Origin of the sequence: Streptomyces sp. IBSBF 2435 (assembly GCF_036815005.1) — a bacterium.
GTDB lineage: Bacteria > Actinomycetota > Actinomycetes > Streptomycetales > Streptomycetaceae > Actinacidiphila.
On the sequence record NZ_JAJSYW010000027.1, the window covers coordinates 26461 to 43344 of the forward strand.

At 70.3% G+C, this 16884-nt stretch carries 23 protein-coding genes and 1 pseudogene; 17 read left to right on the forward strand and 7 right to left on the reverse strand.

The genetic code is table 11. The features are described 5' to 3' along the window. Positions 1–52 precede the first annotated feature (52 nt). The 10 genes from V7E46_RS07850 (at position 53) to V7E46_RS07895 (ending at position 5603) form a co-directional block, all read left to right on the forward strand. Positions 53–406: a DUF4326 domain-containing protein gene (locus V7E46_RS07850; protein WP_333767731.1), complete on the forward strand. Its 354-nt coding sequence runs from the start codon at positions 53–55 to the stop codon at positions 404–406. Positions 407–448: 42 nt separating this feature from the next. Beyond that, positions 449–700, forward strand: coding sequence for a hypothetical protein (locus V7E46_RS07855; protein ID WP_333767732.1), 252 nt, complete (start codon positions 449–451; stop codon positions 698–700). Then, a complete protein-coding gene (locus V7E46_RS07860; protein WP_333767733.1) occupies positions 700–1071 on the forward strand; it encodes a helix-turn-helix domain-containing protein in 372 nt (123 codons plus the stop codon). The genes V7E46_RS07855 and V7E46_RS07860 overlap by 1 nt, the downstream gene beginning before the upstream one ends. Further along, positions 1068–1409 carry a hypothetical protein gene (locus V7E46_RS07865; RefSeq protein WP_333767734.1) on the forward strand — a complete coding sequence of 114 codons (342 nt, stop codon included), beginning with the start codon at positions 1068–1070 and terminating at the stop codon, positions 1407–1409. Before V7E46_RS07860 ends, V7E46_RS07865 begins: the two co-directional genes overlap by 4 nt. A gap of 48 nt (positions 1410–1457) precedes the next feature. After that, positions 1458–1955, forward strand: coding sequence for a hypothetical protein (locus V7E46_RS07870; protein WP_333767735.1), 498 nt, complete (start codon positions 1458–1460; stop codon positions 1953–1955). A 158-nt stretch (positions 1956–2113) separates the two neighbouring features. Continuing rightward, positions 2114–2341, forward strand: a complete 228-nt coding sequence (locus V7E46_RS07875; protein ID WP_333767736.1) for a hypothetical protein — start codon at positions 2114–2116, stop codon at positions 2339–2341. 92 nt (positions 2342–2433) lie between these two features. Further along, positions 2434–3492: a site-specific integrase gene (locus V7E46_RS07880; RefSeq protein WP_333767737.1), complete on the forward strand. Its 1059-nt coding sequence runs from the start codon at positions 2434–2436 to the stop codon at positions 3490–3492. 235 nt (positions 3493–3727) lie between these two features. Then, a complete protein-coding gene (locus V7E46_RS07885; RefSeq protein ID WP_333767738.1) occupies positions 3728–3979 on the forward strand; it encodes a hypothetical protein in 252 nt (83 codons plus the stop codon). After that, complete coding sequence (locus V7E46_RS07890) at positions 3976–4551, forward strand: RNA polymerase sigma factor (protein WP_333767739.1); 576 nt, start codon at positions 3976–3978, stop codon at positions 4549–4551. Before V7E46_RS07885 ends, V7E46_RS07890 begins: the two co-directional genes overlap by 4 nt. Next, positions 4548–5603, forward strand: a complete 1056-nt coding sequence (locus V7E46_RS07895) for a hypothetical protein (RefSeq protein ID WP_333767740.1) — start codon at positions 4548–4550, stop codon at positions 5601–5603. The genes V7E46_RS07890 and V7E46_RS07895 overlap by 4 nt, the downstream gene beginning before the upstream one ends. A 107-nt stretch (positions 5604–5710) precedes the next feature. Here V7E46_RS07895 and V7E46_RS07900 read toward each other — a convergent pair whose 3' ends face one another. After that, on the reverse strand, positions 5711–6082 hold the full coding sequence (locus tag V7E46_RS07900) for a helix-turn-helix domain-containing protein (RefSeq protein ID WP_333767741.1): 372 nt from the start codon (positions 6080–6082) through the stop codon (positions 5711–5713). Positions 6083–6298: 216 nt separating this feature from the next. Between V7E46_RS07900 and V7E46_RS07905 the strand changes: the two genes are divergently transcribed. The 3 genes from V7E46_RS07905 to V7E46_RS07915 are packed head-to-tail and all read left to right on the forward strand — an operon-like array spanning position 6299 to position 11861. Beyond that, positions 6299–6523, forward strand: coding sequence for a helix-turn-helix domain-containing protein (locus V7E46_RS07905; protein ID WP_333767742.1), 225 nt, complete (start codon positions 6299–6301; stop codon positions 6521–6523). Beyond that, complete coding sequence (locus tag V7E46_RS07910; RefSeq protein ID WP_333767743.1) at positions 6523–11349, forward strand: transglycosylase SLT domain-containing protein; 4827 nt, start codon at positions 6523–6525, stop codon at positions 11347–11349. The genes V7E46_RS07905 and V7E46_RS07910 overlap by 1 nt, the downstream gene beginning before the upstream one ends. After that, positions 11346–11861: a hypothetical protein gene (locus tag V7E46_RS07915; protein ID WP_333767744.1), complete on the forward strand. Its 516-nt coding sequence runs from the start codon at positions 11346–11348 to the stop codon at positions 11859–11861. Before V7E46_RS07910 ends, V7E46_RS07915 begins: the two co-directional genes overlap by 4 nt. A gap of 284 nt (positions 11862–12145) precedes the next feature. Here V7E46_RS07915 and V7E46_RS07920 read toward each other — a convergent pair whose 3' ends face one another. From V7E46_RS07920 to V7E46_RS07935, 4 genes are all read right to left on the reverse strand, one after another. Then, a complete protein-coding gene (locus tag V7E46_RS07920) occupies positions 12146–12271 on the reverse strand; it encodes a hypothetical protein (protein ID WP_333767745.1) in 126 nt (41 codons plus the stop codon). A gap of 31 nt (positions 12272–12302) precedes the next feature. Beyond that, a complete protein-coding gene (locus tag V7E46_RS07925; protein ID WP_333767746.1) occupies positions 12303–12788 on the reverse strand; it encodes a glycine-rich domain-containing protein in 486 nt (161 codons plus the stop codon). A gap of 116 nt (positions 12789–12904) precedes the next feature. Then, positions 12905–13087: a hypothetical protein gene (locus V7E46_RS07930; protein ID WP_333767747.1), complete on the reverse strand. Its 183-nt coding sequence runs from the start codon at positions 13085–13087 to the stop codon at positions 12905–12907. Beyond that, complete coding sequence (locus V7E46_RS07935) at positions 13084–13314, reverse strand: hypothetical protein (RefSeq protein ID WP_333767748.1); 231 nt, start codon at positions 13312–13314, stop codon at positions 13084–13086. Before V7E46_RS07935 ends, V7E46_RS07930 begins: the two co-directional genes overlap by 4 nt. Before the next feature lie 258 nt (positions 13315–13572). Here V7E46_RS07935 and V7E46_RS07940 point away from each other — a divergent pair, with 258 nt between their 5' ends. The 4 genes from V7E46_RS07940 to V7E46_RS07955 all read left to right on the forward strand — a co-directional run bounded on the left by V7E46_RS07940 (position 13573) and on the right by V7E46_RS07955 (position 15985). Beyond that, on the forward strand, positions 13573–13842 hold the full coding sequence (locus V7E46_RS07940; protein ID WP_333767749.1) for a hypothetical protein: 270 nt from the start codon (positions 13573–13575) through the stop codon (positions 13840–13842). Then, positions 13805–14341: a DUF6879 family protein gene (locus tag V7E46_RS07945; protein WP_333767750.1), complete on the forward strand. Its 537-nt coding sequence runs from the start codon at positions 13805–13807 to the stop codon at positions 14339–14341. Before V7E46_RS07940 ends, V7E46_RS07945 begins: the two co-directional genes overlap by 38 nt. Positions 14342–14364: 23 nt before the next feature. Beyond that, positions 14365–15216, forward strand: coding sequence for a helix-turn-helix domain-containing protein (locus V7E46_RS07950; RefSeq protein WP_333767751.1), 852 nt, complete (start codon positions 14365–14367; stop codon positions 15214–15216). 532 nt (positions 15217–15748) lie between these two features. After that, positions 15749–15985 carry a hypothetical protein gene (locus V7E46_RS07955; protein ID WP_333767752.1) on the forward strand — a complete coding sequence of 79 codons (237 nt, stop codon included), beginning with the start codon at positions 15749–15751 and terminating at the stop codon, positions 15983–15985. Between the two features lie 37 nt (positions 15986–16022). Here V7E46_RS07955 and V7E46_RS07960 read toward each other — a convergent pair whose 3' ends face one another. Both V7E46_RS07960 and V7E46_RS07965 read right to left on the reverse strand, forming a co-directional pair. Next, positions 16023–16211, reverse strand: a complete 189-nt coding sequence (locus tag V7E46_RS07960; RefSeq protein ID WP_333767753.1) for a hypothetical protein — start codon at positions 16209–16211, stop codon at positions 16023–16025. Between the two features lie 271 nt (positions 16212–16482). Beyond that, positions 16483–16884, reverse strand: a pseudogene (locus tag V7E46_RS07965) (hypothetical protein); the annotation flags it as partial.

Consider the following 16884-nt stretch of genomic DNA (forward strand, 5'->3'; position numbering starts at 1 on the left):
CCACGTTGTCCACGTCCACATTCCCCGGACGCGTCCACAACCGGAGCCAGCCATGAACACGCCCCACCCCCGCCGCACCAAGGTCGACGGAGACCTGTTCCACCCTCGCCTCCCCGCGGGTGCCATCTATGCCGGCCGCCGCGGGCCCAAGCTCCCCGGCAGCCCGTACGCCAACCCCCACCGCGTCAACAAGCCGTGCAAGCAACCGGCCTGCGGCGGCACCACGCACGACCGCGCCGAGGCACTGCGGCTGTACGCCGAACACCTCGACACCCACCCCGAGATCGTCCGCCAGGCGGTCACCGAGCTGGCCGACACCCGCGTCGCGTGCCGCTGCCCGCTGAGCGAGCCCTGCCACGTCGACATGCTGCTCAACCGAGTCGACAAGCGCGGCGCACGCCCGTAGCCCTGCTCCGACGACGACGGACCACTGACCCGAGGAGAAGCAATGCCCCAGATCATCCCCGCCGCACCCGGCTGGTACCTCGAAGAAACCGACGACGGCGAGACCACCCTCGACCCCGTCATCGCCTGGAAGGTGGCTACCGCCGCAGACGGCGAGGACATCCTGCTGCCCTTCGTCGACGCCGGCCCGTGCGCCCCGCCGTTCGCCCACACCGAGGAGTCGTTCGAGTCCTTCCGCCGGCAGATCGTCTACCGGCCCTCGTACGACCCGGCCACGGAAGGGGATGACCGGTGATGACCGTTTCTGACCTGGACCAGAAGCCGCGTGCCGCGGCGCTGCTGGCCCGCGGCTTGTCGACGGACAAGGTCGGCGCAGAGGTGGGCGTATCGGGGCGAACCGTGCGCCGGTGGCGGGAGGACCCGGCGTTCGCCGCGGACGTGCGGGAGGCCCGGCGCGAAATCCTGGGGGAGATCACCGACGCCATCGCGGCTGCGTCCCGGGACGCGGTGGACACGCTGCGGGAGGCCTTGGTGGACAAGTCCCCGGCGATCCGTGTACGGGCTGCGACGGCGCTGCTCGGGGCGCTGCCGGCGGTGCGTGAGCACGTGGACCTGGCGGAGCGCATCGCGGAGATCGAGGCGGCGCAGGAAGCGGGTGCGGCGTGAGTACCCGCAGCCTGCGGGCACGGCTGGACCGGCTCGGCCGGCCGCCGGTGCCGGGCCCGGTGTGCCGGTGGCACGACGAGTCGTGCGGGCTGGGCGCCCGGTGGCCATTGCCGTACGAGGGGTCGGCTGTGGACGAGCTGGCGGAGCTGGTCGAGGGCGCCCGGCGCCGCCAGGGGCTCACGCCGTGGCCGACCCGCCGGGAGCGGTGGGCGCGCGAGGGGCACGAGGCGGTGCCGGAGGCGGAGTTGGAGGAGCGCCGCCGGCACCTGGCGGCGGCTGTGGCGGCGGCGGAGGCGGAGAACGAACGGGTCCTCGCCGAGATGGCGGCCGACACGTAGACGTGCACGGCCGCGTAAGCAGACGGAACACAACAGGAGGAGCACAGCATGTTTACCGAACTGAATGGTCACCCGGTCTCGTTCACCATCCCAGGTGACCGCGCCCACACCTTCGCGATCCCTTCCGATCGGGAGCACCTTCACCCGAAGGTGGCCAAGGCCCTGGCGGACGTCGAGGCCGCGCATGGCGCCGTGCAGACGGTGATGCGGGAGAAGCCCAACGACCACGCCGCGCGGCGGGAGGCGAACGAGGCGCTGGCGGAGGCGGTGCACGCCCTGTACGACCGGGCGGGCGCGTCGGCGAAAGCGACCCGGGAGCACGCGGCGGAGCGGTACGAGTATGCGACGCGCCGGTATGCGCGGGCCATCGGGCAGGCGCAGGTGGCGTTGCAGGATGCGGCGACGGCAGCGCAGGTGTTCGACACGGCGGCCGGGTCGCACGGTGTCGGCATCAACCCGGCGTCGAGGGCGAAGGCCGTGATGACGGCGCACCATCTGTCCGAGCAGATCGAGGGACTGCCGGGTCTGCCGGAGGTGGAGGCGTGAGCGGCCAGCCGGGCGCTGGGCGCCGAGTAGTCGCACCCTCACCGTCACAAAGGGAGAGCAGCACCATGGAGCAGAAGCCTTACAACCCCCACGCGTCGATTCCGCCGGCCATGCCTTCGGCGCAGGCCCACGCGGATCGGATTGCCCGCCGGGGTCGGGTGAACGGATGGCGACCGCTGACCGAGCGCACGGCCGAGGAGTACGCGCGGCGGGCGCGTCCGGCCGCCGACTCGCCGGAGAGCGAGCCGGCGGGGCGCGAGGACCGGGCGGCGGAACGCCGGGCCGAGGTGGTCGACGCCGAGACGCGGAAGGCCATCCGGGCGGGGCAGGTGGCGCGCGAAGCGCTGCGGGAGGCGTACCGCTCGGGCGGCGGGGACGCGGCCTGACGTAGTCCTCGGCTCAGCCCTGCCAGTCACGCCCTGGCGGGGCTGAGCTGTTTCCGCCCCTCAGTCTTTGACTCACGATAACGTTTCTTCTCATGAGTCAGAGCAATGAGGTTGCTGTACCCACCAACGGCCCGTCAGCAGTCGTCGACAACACCACCCCGGCGCTGAGCGGAGCCGCCCGCGAAGCCCTCGCCGCCGGCACCGCCGACTCGACTCGCCGCGCCTACAGCTCCGACTGGCGGCAGTTCACCGACTGGTGCATCGCGGAGGGCTTCGCCCCCCTGCCTGCCCAGCCCGAGACGATCGTCGAGTACGCCGCCCACCTGACGACCACGCCCCGCCGGTCGACCGGCCGGCCCTACTCCCCCAGCTCCGTCGAACGCGCTATCGCCGCGATCCGCACCGCCCACACGGCCGCGAACCTGACCCCGCCCTCGACCAAGGGCGCCCGGGTCGTGCTGCGCGGCTACCGCGACCGGCTCGCCCGGACCAAGGACCCGGCGGCACGCCAGCGCAAGGCGAAGCCGGCCGAGCCCGCGGCGCTCCGGTCGATGCTCGCCACCCTCGACCGCGACATGCTGATCGGGAAGCGGGACGCCGCGCTGCTGCTGCTCGGCTTCGCCACGGCGGCCCGCGTCTCCGAGCTCGTCGCCCTCGACCTGGCCGACGTTCCCGAGACCGAGCAGGGCATCGACGCGAGCGTCTACCGCCGCAAGATTAAGGCGTTCACGGACACCGCGGTCCCCTTCGGCGGCCGCCCGGCCACGTGCCCGGTGCGGGCCGTCCGTGCCCTGCGTGGGGCCCTGGCCGAGGCGGGCCGTACCGAGGGCCCGTTGTTCGTCCGGGTCGACCGACACGGGCGCGTGGCCCCGCCGATGATGCGGCGCGGCCTGCCGATCGGCGACAGCTCCGGCCGCCTCACCGCGCAGGCCGCCGCCCAGGTCGTAGAACGCAGCGCCGCAGCCGCAGGGTTGGACGGTGAATGGTCCGGTCACTCCCTGCGCCGCGGGTTCGCTACGGCCGCAAGGAAGGCCGGCCATGACCTGGTGCGGATCGGCCGCCACGGCGGGTGGGCGGACGGCAGCAAGGCCCTGCTGGGCTACTTCGAGGACGGCGACCGCTGGGAGGAGAACCCGGTAACCGGGCTGTAGGCGCAGGGTCGGCCGCGCCAACCGCGACGCGTGATGCAGGTGGTCCAGATGAAACACCCGCCGAGATGGGGTGCCGGTAAGAACCCTGTCACCAGCCGCAAACGACGGTACGTCTACTCCGTCGTTGCGCGGCGAAAGTTTCCGCAGGCTGAGGTTCACGATCAAGGCTCTCTCAGCCTCTTCTCTGCATGAGACTCGGTCCGGGGCCGTACCCGGCATCAGGGGAGGGCAGGGGATGGACACGACCACGATTGTGATTACCATCGGCTCGGTCGTCAGCGCCAAGGCGTTCGCGTTGTGGGGGCTCTGGTTGCGTCTGCGCTGGCGGTCGCGCCGTGAGCAGTGTCGCCATGCCTATCTGTTGGGTATCGCGGAGAAGGTGGCCGCCGGCAGCCGGGTGGAGTTCGACGACCAGGACCGTGACGGTCACCGGCTGCGGGTGAGCATCTCCCCCGTGGAGGAGTACAGGGAGGACGCGGCAGCGTGAGTATCCACGAACCGGGGGACGGTCCTGAGCACTCCGCTGTCGCACCCGCGATAGGGGACCACCTGGACACGTGGCACGACTTACAGCTAGCGAAGGACGCGGCGTTCAGCGCCTTCTACCGCGCCACGGTCCGCGCGTTGGTGGGGTTCTTGGTCAGTCAGGGCGCTGGCGTGCACGTCGCAGCGGACATCGCCCAAGACACCATGCTCTCCGCCTACAAGCGCTGGCACACCATTGATCGGCCCCAGGCGTGGGTGTACAAGGTTGCCTCCCGCGCGCTGGTCCGCAGGATCGCCTCCTGTGAAGAGCCCGTGGAACAGGTACCGGAGCCGACGTCACTACTGGCAGACCCGGACGCGATCGCGGCCTGGGAGGCCCGCCACGACCTGCTGCCTCTGCTGCGCAGCCTGCCGCCCCGGCAGCGTCAGGTTCTGGCCTGGACCCTGTCCGGCTTCACCCCCGGCGACATCGCCGAACAACTCGGTATGAACGACGACGCAGTACGCGCCAGCCTCTACAAAGCCCGCCGAGCTGTGGCAGAAGCAATCAAGGCACGGGAGGAGGGACAGTGACCGACCACCCCACGCACGACGACGACGGCGAGGCCGTCAGCAGCCGACTCGGCCGGTACCAGCACAGCCTGGACAGCGTCCTCGACATCGAAGCCGGCCTGCGGGAAATCCTCATCCATTCCCGCCACGACACCGCCGTCAACGCCCTCGGCACCGTCCTGGACACCGAAGCCGGACTGGCCGGCATCCTCCCGCCGTCACCCCAGCCCCAGGCCTTCTCCGACACATCCGGCACACACCGCCACCCCCACACAGGGGACTTCCTTCCCACACTCAGCCCCGCAGACCGCATGGGCCTACGCGAGCACCCGGACGTCAAAGCAGCACAACGCGCACTCGCCCGCGACCGAGTCCGTGTCCGCGACCTCGCCCTCGACCTCGCCCACGACCTTGTCCGCGACCTCGCCCTCGACCTCGCCCGCGACCTCGCCCACATCCTTGTCCGCGACCTCGACCTCGTCGTCCGCGACCGCGTCCGCGACCTCGACCTCGACCTCGCCCGCGACCGCGCCCTCGACCTTGTCCGCGCCCTCGCCCTCGCCCTCGCCCTCGTCGTCCGCGACCGCCGCCTCGCCCTCAACCTCGCCCGCGCCCGCGCCCTCGCCCGCGCCCTCGCCCGCGCCCGCGCCCTCGACCTCGCCCTCGACCTCGCCCTCGAGCGCGCCCACGTCCTCGACCTCGACCTCGACCCCGACCTCGCCTGCGACGCCGCCCTCAACCTCGACCCCGCCCTCAACCTCGACGCCTTCATCGAAATCCGTACCAATGAGGTTTGCCGGGCCATTGGCTCGGTCCTACGCCAAGACCCCCCCGTACTCGATGCCGCATCGGTGCCCACACTCCTGGACGACTTCACCCATGACGACCTGCGCGACACTGACCTGAGGGGCATCGACTTCAGCGGAGTGCATTGGTCACAGCGCACCCAATGGCCCCCGGTCGTAGACATCGAAGCCCTCAAAGCCCGCTCGGACGAGACACCGCCTGGAAGCGGAATCTGGATCGTCCGGTCCGGAACCACAACCGTCCGAGACTTCGCCGATCTGACATGAGAGGTTTCAGGTCCGCACGCAGTGTGTTGAGACACCGCACGGCCAACGAAGCTCTGGAGTAGATCACGTTTGCGGCTGGTGACAGGGTTCTTACGGGTAGCCCGAGATCACGGGCACAGACGGCAACGTCTACGCCGCCCGCCATCCGGCGCCAGGTGACCCATTTCTCGAAACGGGTCACCTGCAAGACGCGCCCTCCGCGCCGCAGGCTGGCGCCCCTTGTTGGCCTTGAGGTGGTCGGGGACGGCGAGGGCCAGCCACACCGCCCGCTCCCACTCGGTGAAGGGCACGGCGTCGGCGACGCGCACGGCGAGGCTTTCCGCCGGCCGATAGTGGCCGTGTTCGAGGTTGTTCAGGTGGCTAGTGCTGGCCCCGGTCGCGCGGGCCAGGGCGAGCAGTGATGTTCCGCCGCGGTGCCGTGCCTGCCAGAGGAGTGCCCCGTATCCGGGTGCCGCTGGCCATCGAGTTTGAATCACCATCGAGACTCCTGCCTACGAATCAAAGAATCAGCATCCTCTATCCCTGCGAATCGTAGGCTGACTGGCGTAAGCTGCAAGCAGGACACTCTCTTCGCCCTGCCGCCGCGCCCCGCCCGTGATGGGACTGGCGAAGGCAACAGCAGACGGACAGGCCCGTGATGGGCGGCCCGATGGCGGTCCCCGCAGGAATGCCGCTCATGACCAGGGGTCACCTCGATGTCGAACCGCCGCTTCTCAGGTACTCGTCTGCGTGCAGCACGCCAGGCGGCCGGCCTCACCGCCGGCGACGTTGCCGCACGCGTCCACCGCAGCCCCTTCGCGGTCTGGTCATACGAACGCGGCCGTGTACGCCCCCCGGTCGATATCGCTTCGGGACTCGCCGAAGTGATCGGCGTCCCCCTCGACGACCTGCTCGATGAAGACCGCGGGGCGGTGGCCTGATGCCCGGGGCCTTTCGCATCGCCGAGGGTTACGTCGAGGTCACCGCAGACCAGAGCGCCTACGACCGGTCGATTGACCGGTTGAAGAACGCCCGGCACACGGTCAAGGTCGGCCTGACCCTGGAACGGGAGCAGGACTTCACGGCCCGCCTCGCGAGAATCACCGCGGACCGGCGGCTCCGGGTGTCGCTCGACGTCGACAGTAGGGTCCTGGACCGGCTGCGGCTGCGGGACCTGACCGTCACCGTGAAGCCGCTCATCCCCGACGCCGCCCTGCGGCGCGTCACGGCCCAGCTCGACCGGCTGACCGCAGACCGCATGGTGAGGATCCTGGCATCAGTCGACACCCGGGTCGCGGCCGACGAGCTGCGGAACCTGACGGCCCGCCGGCGCGCCCGTATCGGTGTCGACGTCGACACCCGGGTTGCTGCCGATGACCTGACGAACCTCACCCGTCGCCGCACGGTCAGTGTCGTGGCGCAGGCGAACACCACCGAAGCCCGTACCCGCCTCGACGTGCTGACCCGCGATCGGCGCATGAACGTGCACGTCGACTTCGACCGCTCCGCCCTGTCGACGCTGACGTCGTCCCTGTCGTCCCTCGGCAGCGCAGGGGGGAGCGGCGGCGGTCTCGGCGGGCTGATCGGCTCGCTGATGAGCCTCAAGGCTGCGGCGATCCTGGGGTCCCCGGCGATCCTGGGCCTGTCTCAGGCCATCGTTGAGATGGGTCCGGCGTCCGCGCTGGCCGTACCGGCGGTCCTGTCGCTGGCGTCTGCGTTCGCCGCGATCAAGATCGGCACGGGCGGTATCGGGGATGCCATCAAGGCGGCCCTTGCCCCGGCGACCAGCAGCGGGGCCAGTGCGACCCGGTCCACCAACCAGGTCGCCGACGCCCAGCGGAACCTGGCGCGGGCCGCGCAGTCCGCCGCGGACTCCAATCGGTCGGCCGTGCAGCAGGTGGCCGGTGCGGAACGGGACCTCGCCCAGGCGCAGCGGTCCTCGCTGGCGGCGCAGCAGCAGGTAAACGCGGCCCGCAAGCAGGCCGCGAGGGACTTGCAGGATCTCAACAACAACCTGGTCGACGCCCAGAACGGGGAGAAGGACGCCCAGTTCGCGGTCAAGGACGCGGCGAAGGATCTGGCCGACGCGCAGAAGACCGGCGACCCCGACGCCATCGCCCGCGCCCAGCTCGCCTACGACGAGGCCGTCCAGTCCCTGGTCGAGCAGCAGCAGCAGGTCCAGCGACTCAGCGACGACACGAAGGCCGCGAACAAGGCCGGGGTGGAAGGAAGCGACCAGGTCAAGCAGGCCAAGCAGGCGGAAGCCGACGCCGTCCAGGATGTCGCGGACAAGACGCAGGCCCTGACGAACGCCCAGATCCAGCAGGCCCGCACCGCGCAGGCGGGCGCTGACGCGATCCTCCAGGCGCAGGAAGCCCTCACGCAGGCCGGTGCGTCTGCGACGAGCGGTACGGGCGCGGTGAACACCTTCGCTCAGGCCATGGCGAAGCTCGCTCCGGCGGCCCGCGGGTTCGTTACTGCGGTGGTCGCGCAGCGTGCCGCCTGGGCCGCGCTCAAGCTGGACGTGCAGCAGAAGCTCTTCTCCGGGCTCGGTGCGAGCTTCACCACGATGGCGAACGCGGCGCTGCCGTCGCTGCGGGCCGGCCTGTCCGGTACTGCCGGGGTCCTCAACGAGATGGCGAAGAACGCCATGTCGGCCGTGACGAACCTGGGGAAGACCGGCACCCTGCGGAGCCTGTTCGACGGGCTCAACGGGGGCCTGGTGCCCCTGTCCCGTATCCCGGGGCAGTTCGTGACGGGGCTGGCGCAGATCGGTGTGGCCGCAGCGCCGGCGTTCCAGAAGCTCACCGAGGCGGCCGGGCGGGGCGCGGACAGCATCAGCGCGAAGCTCACCGCGGCGTTCAAGGACGGCCGCCTCACCAAGGCCATTGACGACGCGGTCGACCTGGTGAAGCAGCTGGGTCCGATCCTCGCCAACATCGGGGGAATCCTCGGGTCGCTGTTCCAGGCCGCCAACACCTCCGGTGGCGGGTTCCTCAACACCCTGAAAACGATCACGGGGGCGTTGAACACGGCGTTCAGCTCCCCGGCGGTACAGGACGCACTGCGGGCACTGTTCTCGACGTTCTCCCTGATCGCGAAGACCGCCGGCCCGCTGCTCATCACCGCGCTGGAAACCATCGTCCCCGTCGTCACTGCCCTCGGCCCGCCGGTGCAGGCGCTGGTGAAGGGGCTGGGGTCGGCGCTGGGACCGGTCATCAAGGCGCTGGGCCCGCCGCTGATGGCGGCAGCCGGCGCCATCAGCGCGCTGCTGACCGCCCTCAACCCGGTACTGCCCGTCGTGGGCCAGCTCGTCGGAGCGCTGGCGTCCGCGCTGACGCCACTGCTCAAGGCCATGGGCCCGCTGTTCGCATCCCTTGCCCCGATCCTGACGACCCTGGTCCCGCCGGTGGAGCTGCTGGCACGCTCCCTCGGGGCGGCGCTTACGCCCATCGTCGCCGCCCTCGGCCCGGTGCTGGTGGCAGTCGCGCGGGCGATCGGGGCGGCCGTGACGGCGGTCTCTCCGCTGCTGGTCGTCGTCGGGCAGATGATCGCAGCCTTGGGGCCGGTGCTGACGCCGGTGCTGGGCATCGTCACCGGCCTGTTCACCGCGCTGGCGCCGGTGGTGGCTCAGCTGGGCAAGTCCCTGCTGCCGCCGTTCATGAAGATCGTCCAAACCCTGTCCGGGGTGTTCTCCGACCTCGGCCCCGTCCTGGGTGCGGCCCTCGACCAGCTCGGATCACAGGGCCTGGTGCCGATCGTCGCAGCCCTGGGCACGGCCATCGGGGGGCTTGTCAGCCGGTACGCCGAACAGTTCGTCGGCATGTTCCAGGCGCTGCTGCCGGTCATCCCGGTACTGATCCCGGTGGTTGTGCAGCTCGCGCAGTCCCTGGCGCAGATCCTGACCGCGGTGGCGCCGCTGCTGCCGCAGGTGGTGTTGCTGTCGACCCAGCTCCTCACGCAGCTGCTGCCGGCGATCCTGCCGCTGCTGCCGGTCGTCGCCGACCTGGCGACTGCTCTGATCGGCCTGGCTACGGGAACGATCACGAACGTCGTGATGCCGGTCCTGGGCGGCCTGGTGGCGTTCATGGGCGGCCTGCTCGGTGCGCTGCAACCGGCGATTGACGCGGTCACTGCTGTCACGAAGGGCATCGCCGCCGCGTTCCAATGGCTGTTCGATGTACTCGTCGGGCACAGCATCATCCCGGACCTGGTTACGGCGATCATCGGCTGGTTCACGCTGCTGTGGGACCGCGGTAAAGCGATCTTCGACGGGCTGCGCCGGGACGTCCAGCAGATCTGGAATAACCTCACCGCGGGAATCCGCCAGGCCTGGAACAGCTTCTGGTCGGGACTGTCCGGGGCGATCACCTCCGCCCGCACGTGGATCAGCGGCCAGTTCACATCGCTGCGCACCAGCGTCACGAACACCTGGAACGGCCTGTGGAACGGGGTGTCGTCGAAGTTCACCTCGACGGTCAGCTCGGTCCGCACGTCGATCGGCGCCTTCTCAAGTGCGACGAAGGCAGTGTTCACCGGGCTGCGGGATTCGCTGGGCACCATCTGGAACGGCATCACGGAGAAGTTCGCCGGCCCGGTCCGGTTCGTGATCAGCAAGGTGTACGGGCAGGGCATCGAGAAGATGTGGAACAAGATCGCGGGGAAGATCTCTTCGAAGATCACCCTGCCGGATGTCCCCCTCGGCTTCGCCGCCGGCGGTGTCGTCCCGGGCAAGGGCACCAGGGACACGGTGCCCGCGATGCTCACCCCCGGTGAGCGGGTGCTGTCGCTGGCCCAGGTCGCCAAGCTCGGCGGGCACCCGGCGATCGACCAGGCGGTCGGCAGCAGCAGGAACAGCGGCCCCTACTACGGCATCGGCGGGACGATCGGCGGTGTCGTCAAGGGCGTCGGTGGGGCCATCGGAGACGCCGCCGGGTGGGCGAAGGACATTGTGCGGGGCGGTCTCGCGAAGGCCGCCGAGGCGGCCATCAAGGAGTTGGTGAACCCGCTCATCGCCCGTATCCCGTCCGGGTCCGGCGACTTCTCCCGCATGATCAAGAGCGTGCCGACGTCGATCCTCGATCAGATGCTCGGGTTCCTCCGGGACGACGACAAGAAGAACACCGCCGGGCAGATCAACTATTCGCCCGTCGCCGGGGTCGCCCAGTGGGCGTCCACCATCACCCAGGCCCTCGGCCTCCTCGGTCAGCCCGGATCGTGGCTGGGCACCGTCGAGCGGCGCATGAACCAGGAGTCCGGCGGCAACCCGCGGGCCGTCAACCTCTGGGACAGCAACGCCAAGGCGGGGCACCCGAGCGTCGGCCTCATGCAGGTGATCCGGGGGACGTTCGACACCTACGCGGGGCAGTTCCGGGGGCGCGGCCCGTCGATGTACGGCGTCTCGACCGACCCCCTTGCCAACACCTATGCCGGCCTGAACTACGCCCTCCACCGCTACGGGTCCCTCAGCGCCCTGAACCGGCCCGGCGGGTACGACCAGGGCGGGCTCCTCAAACCCGGGGCAACGATGGCCGTCAACCGCACCGGCCGGCCCGAGGCGGTCCTGAACCCCGCCGACTACGCAAGCTTCCAGGCCCTGGTGCAGAACGGGGGCGGCGTCACCATCGAGGCCGTCAACATCGCCGGTAGCTTCGACTTCACCACGCCGGCCGCCCGCAAACACGCGGCAAAGGAGCTGGTTCGCGAGATGAACAACGAGCTGATCAGGTACAACAGCAGCATCAAGCGCCCGGGGGTCGGCCGATGAGCGAGCAGCGAGACGACGTCGACCTCAGCCCGAACCTGGCCATCCACCTCGCGGGGCGGGCGGTGCATCGTGCCTTGTGGATCGACTTCAACCTGCGGGCGGCGTGGCCGTGGATCGATCCGACGCTGCGCCGGTGCATGGTGCAGTTGTGGCTCACCCCGCAGCGCAAGGCGCTCAAGCACCTCGGCTACACCCGGGAAGGGGTCGTTGAGGCCCTGGTGGTCGACGAGCCGAGGCACCGCCTGTGGAGCGTGTACGAGTCCGCGCAGATCCAGCGTTTCGCCCAGGGTGCCCCAGAGGGCATCGAGTCGTGGGTGATGACGGTGGACACGGAGCCGCTGGCCCCGGACGTCGAGCGCCTCGCACTGTATGCGCCCCCTGCGGCCGGGGATGTCGCTGACGGGCCGTGGGTGACGCTGGTGATGCGCTACGCCGGGGGTGCTGGGTGGCGGTTGCTCAGCTTCGACGAGGACGTTCCGGTGCCCACGCCCGGCTGGCCGCCGACCCTGTGAAGGGCACGCGAGGGCGTAGACCCTGGCAGGTGACCAGCGTGTTTGCGGCTGCCCGGGGGGACTTCCCCGCCTACGCGGGCGGGCGGAGGGGTTTTCACGGTTCACCGTAAAAACACAGGTCAGCCAGGCTACGCGCCTGCGTAGCTTGAGCGTGCACTTCTGGGTGCCGATCATCACCGACAACCGGCTGATGGTGAAGCCCGCACCGGCTGCCTTGGGGGGCGTGTCTCCGGTGCGGGCTCCGTGACCGCGGTACCGCTACAGGTGCTGCTGTACCGCGGGTCTCAACGGCCGCCAGGCGGGGCGGGAAGGATGAACAAGCGAACCGGCCGGTCGTCCGCCGTGCGGGCCTGCTGTGCCTGCCTCAGCGCCTTCATGACCGCGGCGTAGCGCGGGTCGATCCATTCCACGGGGCTCCTCCTGCCGGCCACACTGCGGGTGTCAGCCGACGAGAGCGGCCACGTCGGACGGTGGGGCCGGGATGGGGTCGATCGGCCCGCACCTGGGCGCGTGCCCGCACGGGGCTGCAACCGGGATGCGGTTGTCCACAGGGGTTGTCCACAGCTCGGGGTCGGGGGTGTGGCCGTCCGATCGGATCAGGACCATGGTGCGGGCGAGGACGTCCGCCCCCTGCCGGGCCGTGTCGGGCCGCTCCGGGTAGTGGTGGACGAACACCCCGAGGCGGTCACACAGGCGCGCGTACACGGCGGTGTGGAGCAGCAGGGCGTGCCAGCCCTCATCCACGGTCCGTGAGGGGGCGATCGGGGCGCCTGGGTGTCGGGCGGCGGTGGCGACGAACGCCAGTGCCTCGGTGACGATCCGTCCGGCGGTGGCCGTGTCCATGCCCGGATTGTTGTCCAGCACCGTGGCGGTGACGTCGGCGAAGTCGCCCGGGGCCAGGAGCGCGCGGGGTGACGTTGGCTGCATGAATTCTCCAGTCGGGCGGGGTTCAGGGTGGTGGCCTGCCGCCGTGCCGCGCGGGGGCACAGCACGACGGCAGGGGTAGGGGCCACCGGTGCGTCAGCGACCCGGCAGCCCCAGCTTTAGGGGGCGCGGCGGATGCCGACCTGCGGCGGCCGGTCCGCCCCGGGGCCTGCCGGCCGCGGCTTGCAGCCGGGGTGCCGGTACTGCGGAATGCCGGGGCCTGACCCCTGCTCGATCACACCCGTCAGCACTGCCTCGACGTCCAGGGGGATCTGCTGGCAGCAGCCTGTGCAGTACCTCACCGGCCGTTCACCTCCGGGGGCAGCAGCTCCGCCAGGCCGGCGACGAGCGCCACGGCCAGCGGCGGCACGACAACGACGTACTGCCGTCCTTCCGCGTCATCCCGGAGGACGATCCGGCGGAGCACGTCTTCGTCCGCACCGAGGGCGCGAAAGACCGCCCGGAGGTCGTCGACGGTCTTCCAGCCGTCTGCTGTCTCGATGGTGCGGGGGAGGGCTAAGGTCGTCATTGCTGCGCCCCTCTACGGCGTGGCCACGCCCCGGGCCTGCCCAGCCGCGGGGCTTCTCTCTGCCCGCCCCCACGCCGGGCGCGGGACGGGCACCCTTCGACGCTAGGCGGGCCGTGTGCACCACACCGAGCAATGTGCACGAATGAACACGAGGTGACCCCGATCGAGGTCAACGGCCATGAGGCCCCCTTGACCGGCCACCCCAGCACGGCAACCGTTGTGTGTATCCGTGCACACCCCCAAGGCCGGAGGCAGGCCATGTCACTACAGTTCATCGGCATCGACCCCGACACCGAGGAAGGCGAAAGCCCCACGGTGTGGATCGACCAGGAGAGCCACGAGTTCGTCTTCCAGGGCTGGAGGCCCGACAGCGAACTCCAGCAGCAGTGCGAAGCGTTCCAGGTGCCGGGGCACGCCATCGGCATCCCGGACCACGAGGCTGTCGTCCGTATCCCCGCCAGGATGGTGGACATGATCAGGGAGGCGTGCGATGCCATCGAGCGGCCGGCCAGTCCCCACGTGGGATGAACTCCTCGGGTCGGCGCAGCGCTCCGCGATCCATCTGGAGATGCGCGACTCCTACGCCGTCGACAAAGAGAAGGGGCCGTTCGCCGACTGGCGGGCCGGTGTCCGCCTCGATCCCGACGACCGCGCCTCGTGGTGGCGGCCGTGGCACTCGCTGATTGCTGCGACGGTCGCCCGGGGCGTTGCCGTGCGCCGCGCCCGGGTTGTGTCCGAACCGGTCAGCGAGTACATCCGGTTCGAGCATTCCGGGACGTTCAAGAACCTTCTTGCCGGCGAGCAGGTGCGGTGGCTGCCGCGCCGGCTGGCATCGGAGATCGCACTTCCCGGCAATGACTTCTGGCTCATCGACGGCACCCTCGTCCGGTGGAACCACTTCACCGGCGAAGGCCATTCAGGAGGCGGGGAGATCAGCGAGAACCCGGCCGCCGCCAAGCTGTGCGCGACCGCGTTCGAAGAGGTCTGGGACCGGGCGATCCCGCACGACACGTACAAGATCCGATAGCGCAAAGGCAGCCAAGCCAGCTCATGTCCCTCTCCCCCTCGTCCACCGTTCAAGCGGCGCGGCGCGCCGTGGCGCAGCGCCTCCGGGAGATCCGGCTGGACGCCGGGATCAGCGGGACTGAGCTGGCCGCGCGCTGCGGCTGGACTCACTCGAAGACGTACCGGATCGAGGGCGCCCGCACGCCGCCGTCCGCAGAGGACATCCGCCGCTGGTGTGAGGCGTGCGGCAACGACGACCAGGCGCCCGGCATCGTCGCCCAGTCCCGCAACGCCGAGTCGATGTACATGGAGTGGCGGCGCAAGCTCCGGGCGGGCCTGGCCCAGCTACAGCACAGCTATGTCCCTCTGTTCAGGTCGACCAAGCTGTTCCGTGTCTACTCGCCCACCCTCGTCCCAGGGCTGCTACAGACCGAGGGGTACGCGGCCGGGCTGCTGTCCACCATCACCGAGTTCCGGGACATCCCCAACGATGTGGCCGCGGCCGTCGTGGCGCGCCTGGAGCGGTCGCGGATCCTTCACGAGGCGGGGCGCCGCTTCGTGTTCGTCATCGATGAGGCGGCGCTGCGCCATCAGGTCGCCGACGCCGAAGCGATGGCCGCCCAACTGGGGTACCTGCTGACCGCAGGTGCGCTGCCCGCGGTCTCGTTCGGGATCATCCCCATGACTGCGGCTCCGGGTCCGCTGTGGCCGGTGGAGACGTTCCACATGTACGACGACACTCTGGTGTCCGTCGAGCTGCTGTCGGCCCGTGTGACGGTCACGCAGCCAGCCGACATCGAGGTGTACGCGGCTGCGTTCGAGCGGCTGCGTTCAATGGCTGTGTACGGACCGCAGGCCCGCGCCCTGATCTTGAAGGCCATCGGCGCCCTTGGGTGAGCGGCAGCCGTGTGCCCGGCGTTAGGGTCCCCTCGATGACGCTGTGACGGTTCATGAGGGGGAAGCGGTGGATTTGGGCGTGGCTGTGCGCACTCGCAGAATTGTGGCCGGTCTGCTGCTGGCAGGTGTTGCCTTGCTGGTCGGCTCGGGGATGTGCATCGTGATCGGTGGTCGCGCCGAGACTGGTGCAGCCATCGTGGCCGCCTGCTTGGGCTGGGTCCTGGTCTGTGGCTCTCAGGCTCTTTCGGTGCTCTCCCGGCGTCGTCGATAGCCTCGTTGGGGGTGCTAGTGCGCAGGCCAGGGTGCGGTTAGGCCGCCTGCTGGGTTCTAGCAGGGGGCCGGGTCTCGCAGGGTCCCCAACGGCGACGGGCTCGCCGAGGCGCTGCGGTTGCTCGCCGAGGCGTACGGCGTCACCACCGCTTGACCCTGCGCACACCTCAGCCCCGCCACCAGCATGGTGACGGGGCGGAGGTGTGTCACGACTCGGTGACGCCGGGCGCCTCACCCCGCGGTGACGTGGACAATCACGGCCATGTCGGAGAACGAGAGACCCGCGAAGCCCTGGATCCGCCGCCGCAGCAGCCAGCTTGGCATCGCCCTGCTGCTGTTCATGGTGTGGTCGTTGGCCGCGAACCAGTGGATTGAGCGCGGTTGTGGGACCGCCCAGTCGTATGGCCTGGTCGTTACGCACTTCGGTGAGCCGGCGGCGAATCAGGGGTGCGAGTCCGAGCCCGGCGGCCCGGCGTACACCGACCAGTACGACAGGTAACGCCCCGCCAGCGACGGGGCGACGCGGTTCGGCTAACTCAGCGCCGCCAGGGACGGTCCTCAGTGGGCGCAGCGGGGGCGAGACGGCCGACTGCACGGAAGGCGCGCCAGGAGCCGGCGGCGAACGCGATACCGAACGCGATACCGAAGATGCCGCCGGTGAAGGTGGCCGTGATGGCCATCCCGGCGAGGAACAGACCGAGCAGGGCTAACGCGATCTTCTTCATAAATCCCCCTGGGAGTAGTCGGCCATGTTGCCACCGCGCGGGCCCCGCTCGCCGGGGTTCGGCGAACGGAGCGGGCGGTCATCAGCTACGCGCCGTCAACCGGCGGCCAGCAGCGGCAGTCCTCGGCGTCGGCGCCTTGCCCGATGAAGCAGGTGCCGTCAGCGGTTGTTGCCGCTTTGGCAGCCGTGGCCGATGGGCATGTGCTGGGCGCAGGCGGCGCAGTAGACGGTGGTGAGCTGGCGGTCGTCGAAGGCCGCGAGGATGAGGCGGATCATGTGCCTGTCGCCCCCTTCTGCGGGGTAGGTATGCGGTCGGTAGGGGCCGGGTAGGACGCGTCCTGACCTGGGGTTCCTACCGGCCTACCGGTCCCTTGGGGCATCGCCTGGGCGGTCGGGGGAGCGGGCTCGGGCAGGGCTGCGAGGCGGACGCCCCGGCGGTTGCGCGGGCGGCCTCCGGGGAGCGTCAGCTTGAGCTGGTCGGCGACCTCGATCCCGGCCTCTGCGAGGACGTCCGTGAGGGCCTCCTTGGTGTGGCCGGGCAGGGCGGTGAGGATGTGGTCGAGGTGGGCGCCCTTCCACCCGTGCTTGCCGGCGATGTCCCGGATGGTGTCGGCGATGGTGTCGGCGTCCAGCGGCGCCGGCTCCTCCGGGGCGGACTGTGCGGGGCTGGCCGG

What these genes read in the sequence shown, in the direction of transcription:
- V7E46_RS07910 (WP_333767743.1), top strand. Translation starts at nt 6,523, where the DNA reads ATGCCCGGGGCCTTTCGCATCGCCGAGGGTTACGTCGAGGTCACCGCA.
- V7E46_RS07905 (WP_333767742.1), top strand. Translation starts at nt 6,299, where the DNA reads ATGTCGAACCGCCGCTTCTCAGGTACTCGTCTGCGTGCAGCACGCCAG.
- V7E46_RS07915 (WP_333767744.1), top strand. Translation starts at nt 11,346, where the DNA reads ATGAGCGAGCAGCGAGACGACGTCGACCTCAGCCCGAACCTGGCCATC.
- V7E46_RS07880 (WP_333767737.1), top strand. Translation starts at nt 2,434, where the DNA reads ATGAGTCAGAGCAATGAGGTTGCTGTACCCACCAACGGCCCGTCAGCA.
- V7E46_RS07935 (WP_333767748.1), bottom strand. Translation starts at nt 13,314, where the DNA reads ATGACGACCTTAGCCCTCCCCCGCACCATCGAGACAGCAGACGGCTGG.
- V7E46_RS07945 (WP_333767750.1), top strand. Translation starts at nt 13,805, where the DNA reads ATGCCATCGAGCGGCCGGCCAGTCCCCACGTGGGATGAACTCCTCGGG.
- V7E46_RS07850 (WP_333767731.1), top strand. Translation starts at nt 53, where the DNA reads ATGAACACGCCCCACCCCCGCCGCACCAAGGTCGACGGAGACCTGTTC.
- V7E46_RS07860 (WP_333767733.1), top strand. Translation starts at nt 700, where the DNA reads ATGACCGTTTCTGACCTGGACCAGAAGCCGCGTGCCGCGGCGCTGCTG.
- V7E46_RS07950 (WP_333767751.1), top strand. Translation starts at nt 14,365, where the DNA reads ATGTCCCTCTCCCCCTCGTCCACCGTTCAAGCGGCGCGGCGCGCCGTG.
- V7E46_RS07960 (WP_333767753.1), bottom strand. Translation starts at nt 16,211, where the DNA reads ATGAAGAAGATCGCGTTAGCCCTGCTCGGTCTGTTCCTCGCCGGGATG.
- V7E46_RS07900 (WP_333767741.1), bottom strand. Translation starts at nt 6,082, where the DNA reads ATGGTGATTCAAACTCGATGGCCAGCGGCACCCGGATACGGGGCACTC.
- V7E46_RS07955 (WP_333767752.1), top strand. Translation starts at nt 15,749, where the DNA reads ATGTCGGAGAACGAGAGACCCGCGAAGCCCTGGATCCGCCGCCGCAGC.
- V7E46_RS07885 (WP_333767738.1), top strand. Translation starts at nt 3,728, where the DNA reads ATGGACACGACCACGATTGTGATTACCATCGGCTCGGTCGTCAGCGCC.
- V7E46_RS07940 (WP_333767749.1), top strand. Translation starts at nt 13,573, where the DNA reads ATGTCACTACAGTTCATCGGCATCGACCCCGACACCGAGGAAGGCGAA.
- V7E46_RS07855 (WP_333767732.1), top strand. Translation starts at nt 449, where the DNA reads ATGCCCCAGATCATCCCCGCCGCACCCGGCTGGTACCTCGAAGAAACC.
- V7E46_RS07925 (WP_333767746.1), bottom strand. Translation starts at nt 12,788, where the DNA reads ATGCAGCCAACGTCACCCCGCGCGCTCCTGGCCCCGGGCGACTTCGCC.
- V7E46_RS07870 (WP_333767735.1), top strand. Translation starts at nt 1,458, where the DNA reads ATGTTTACCGAACTGAATGGTCACCCGGTCTCGTTCACCATCCCAGGT.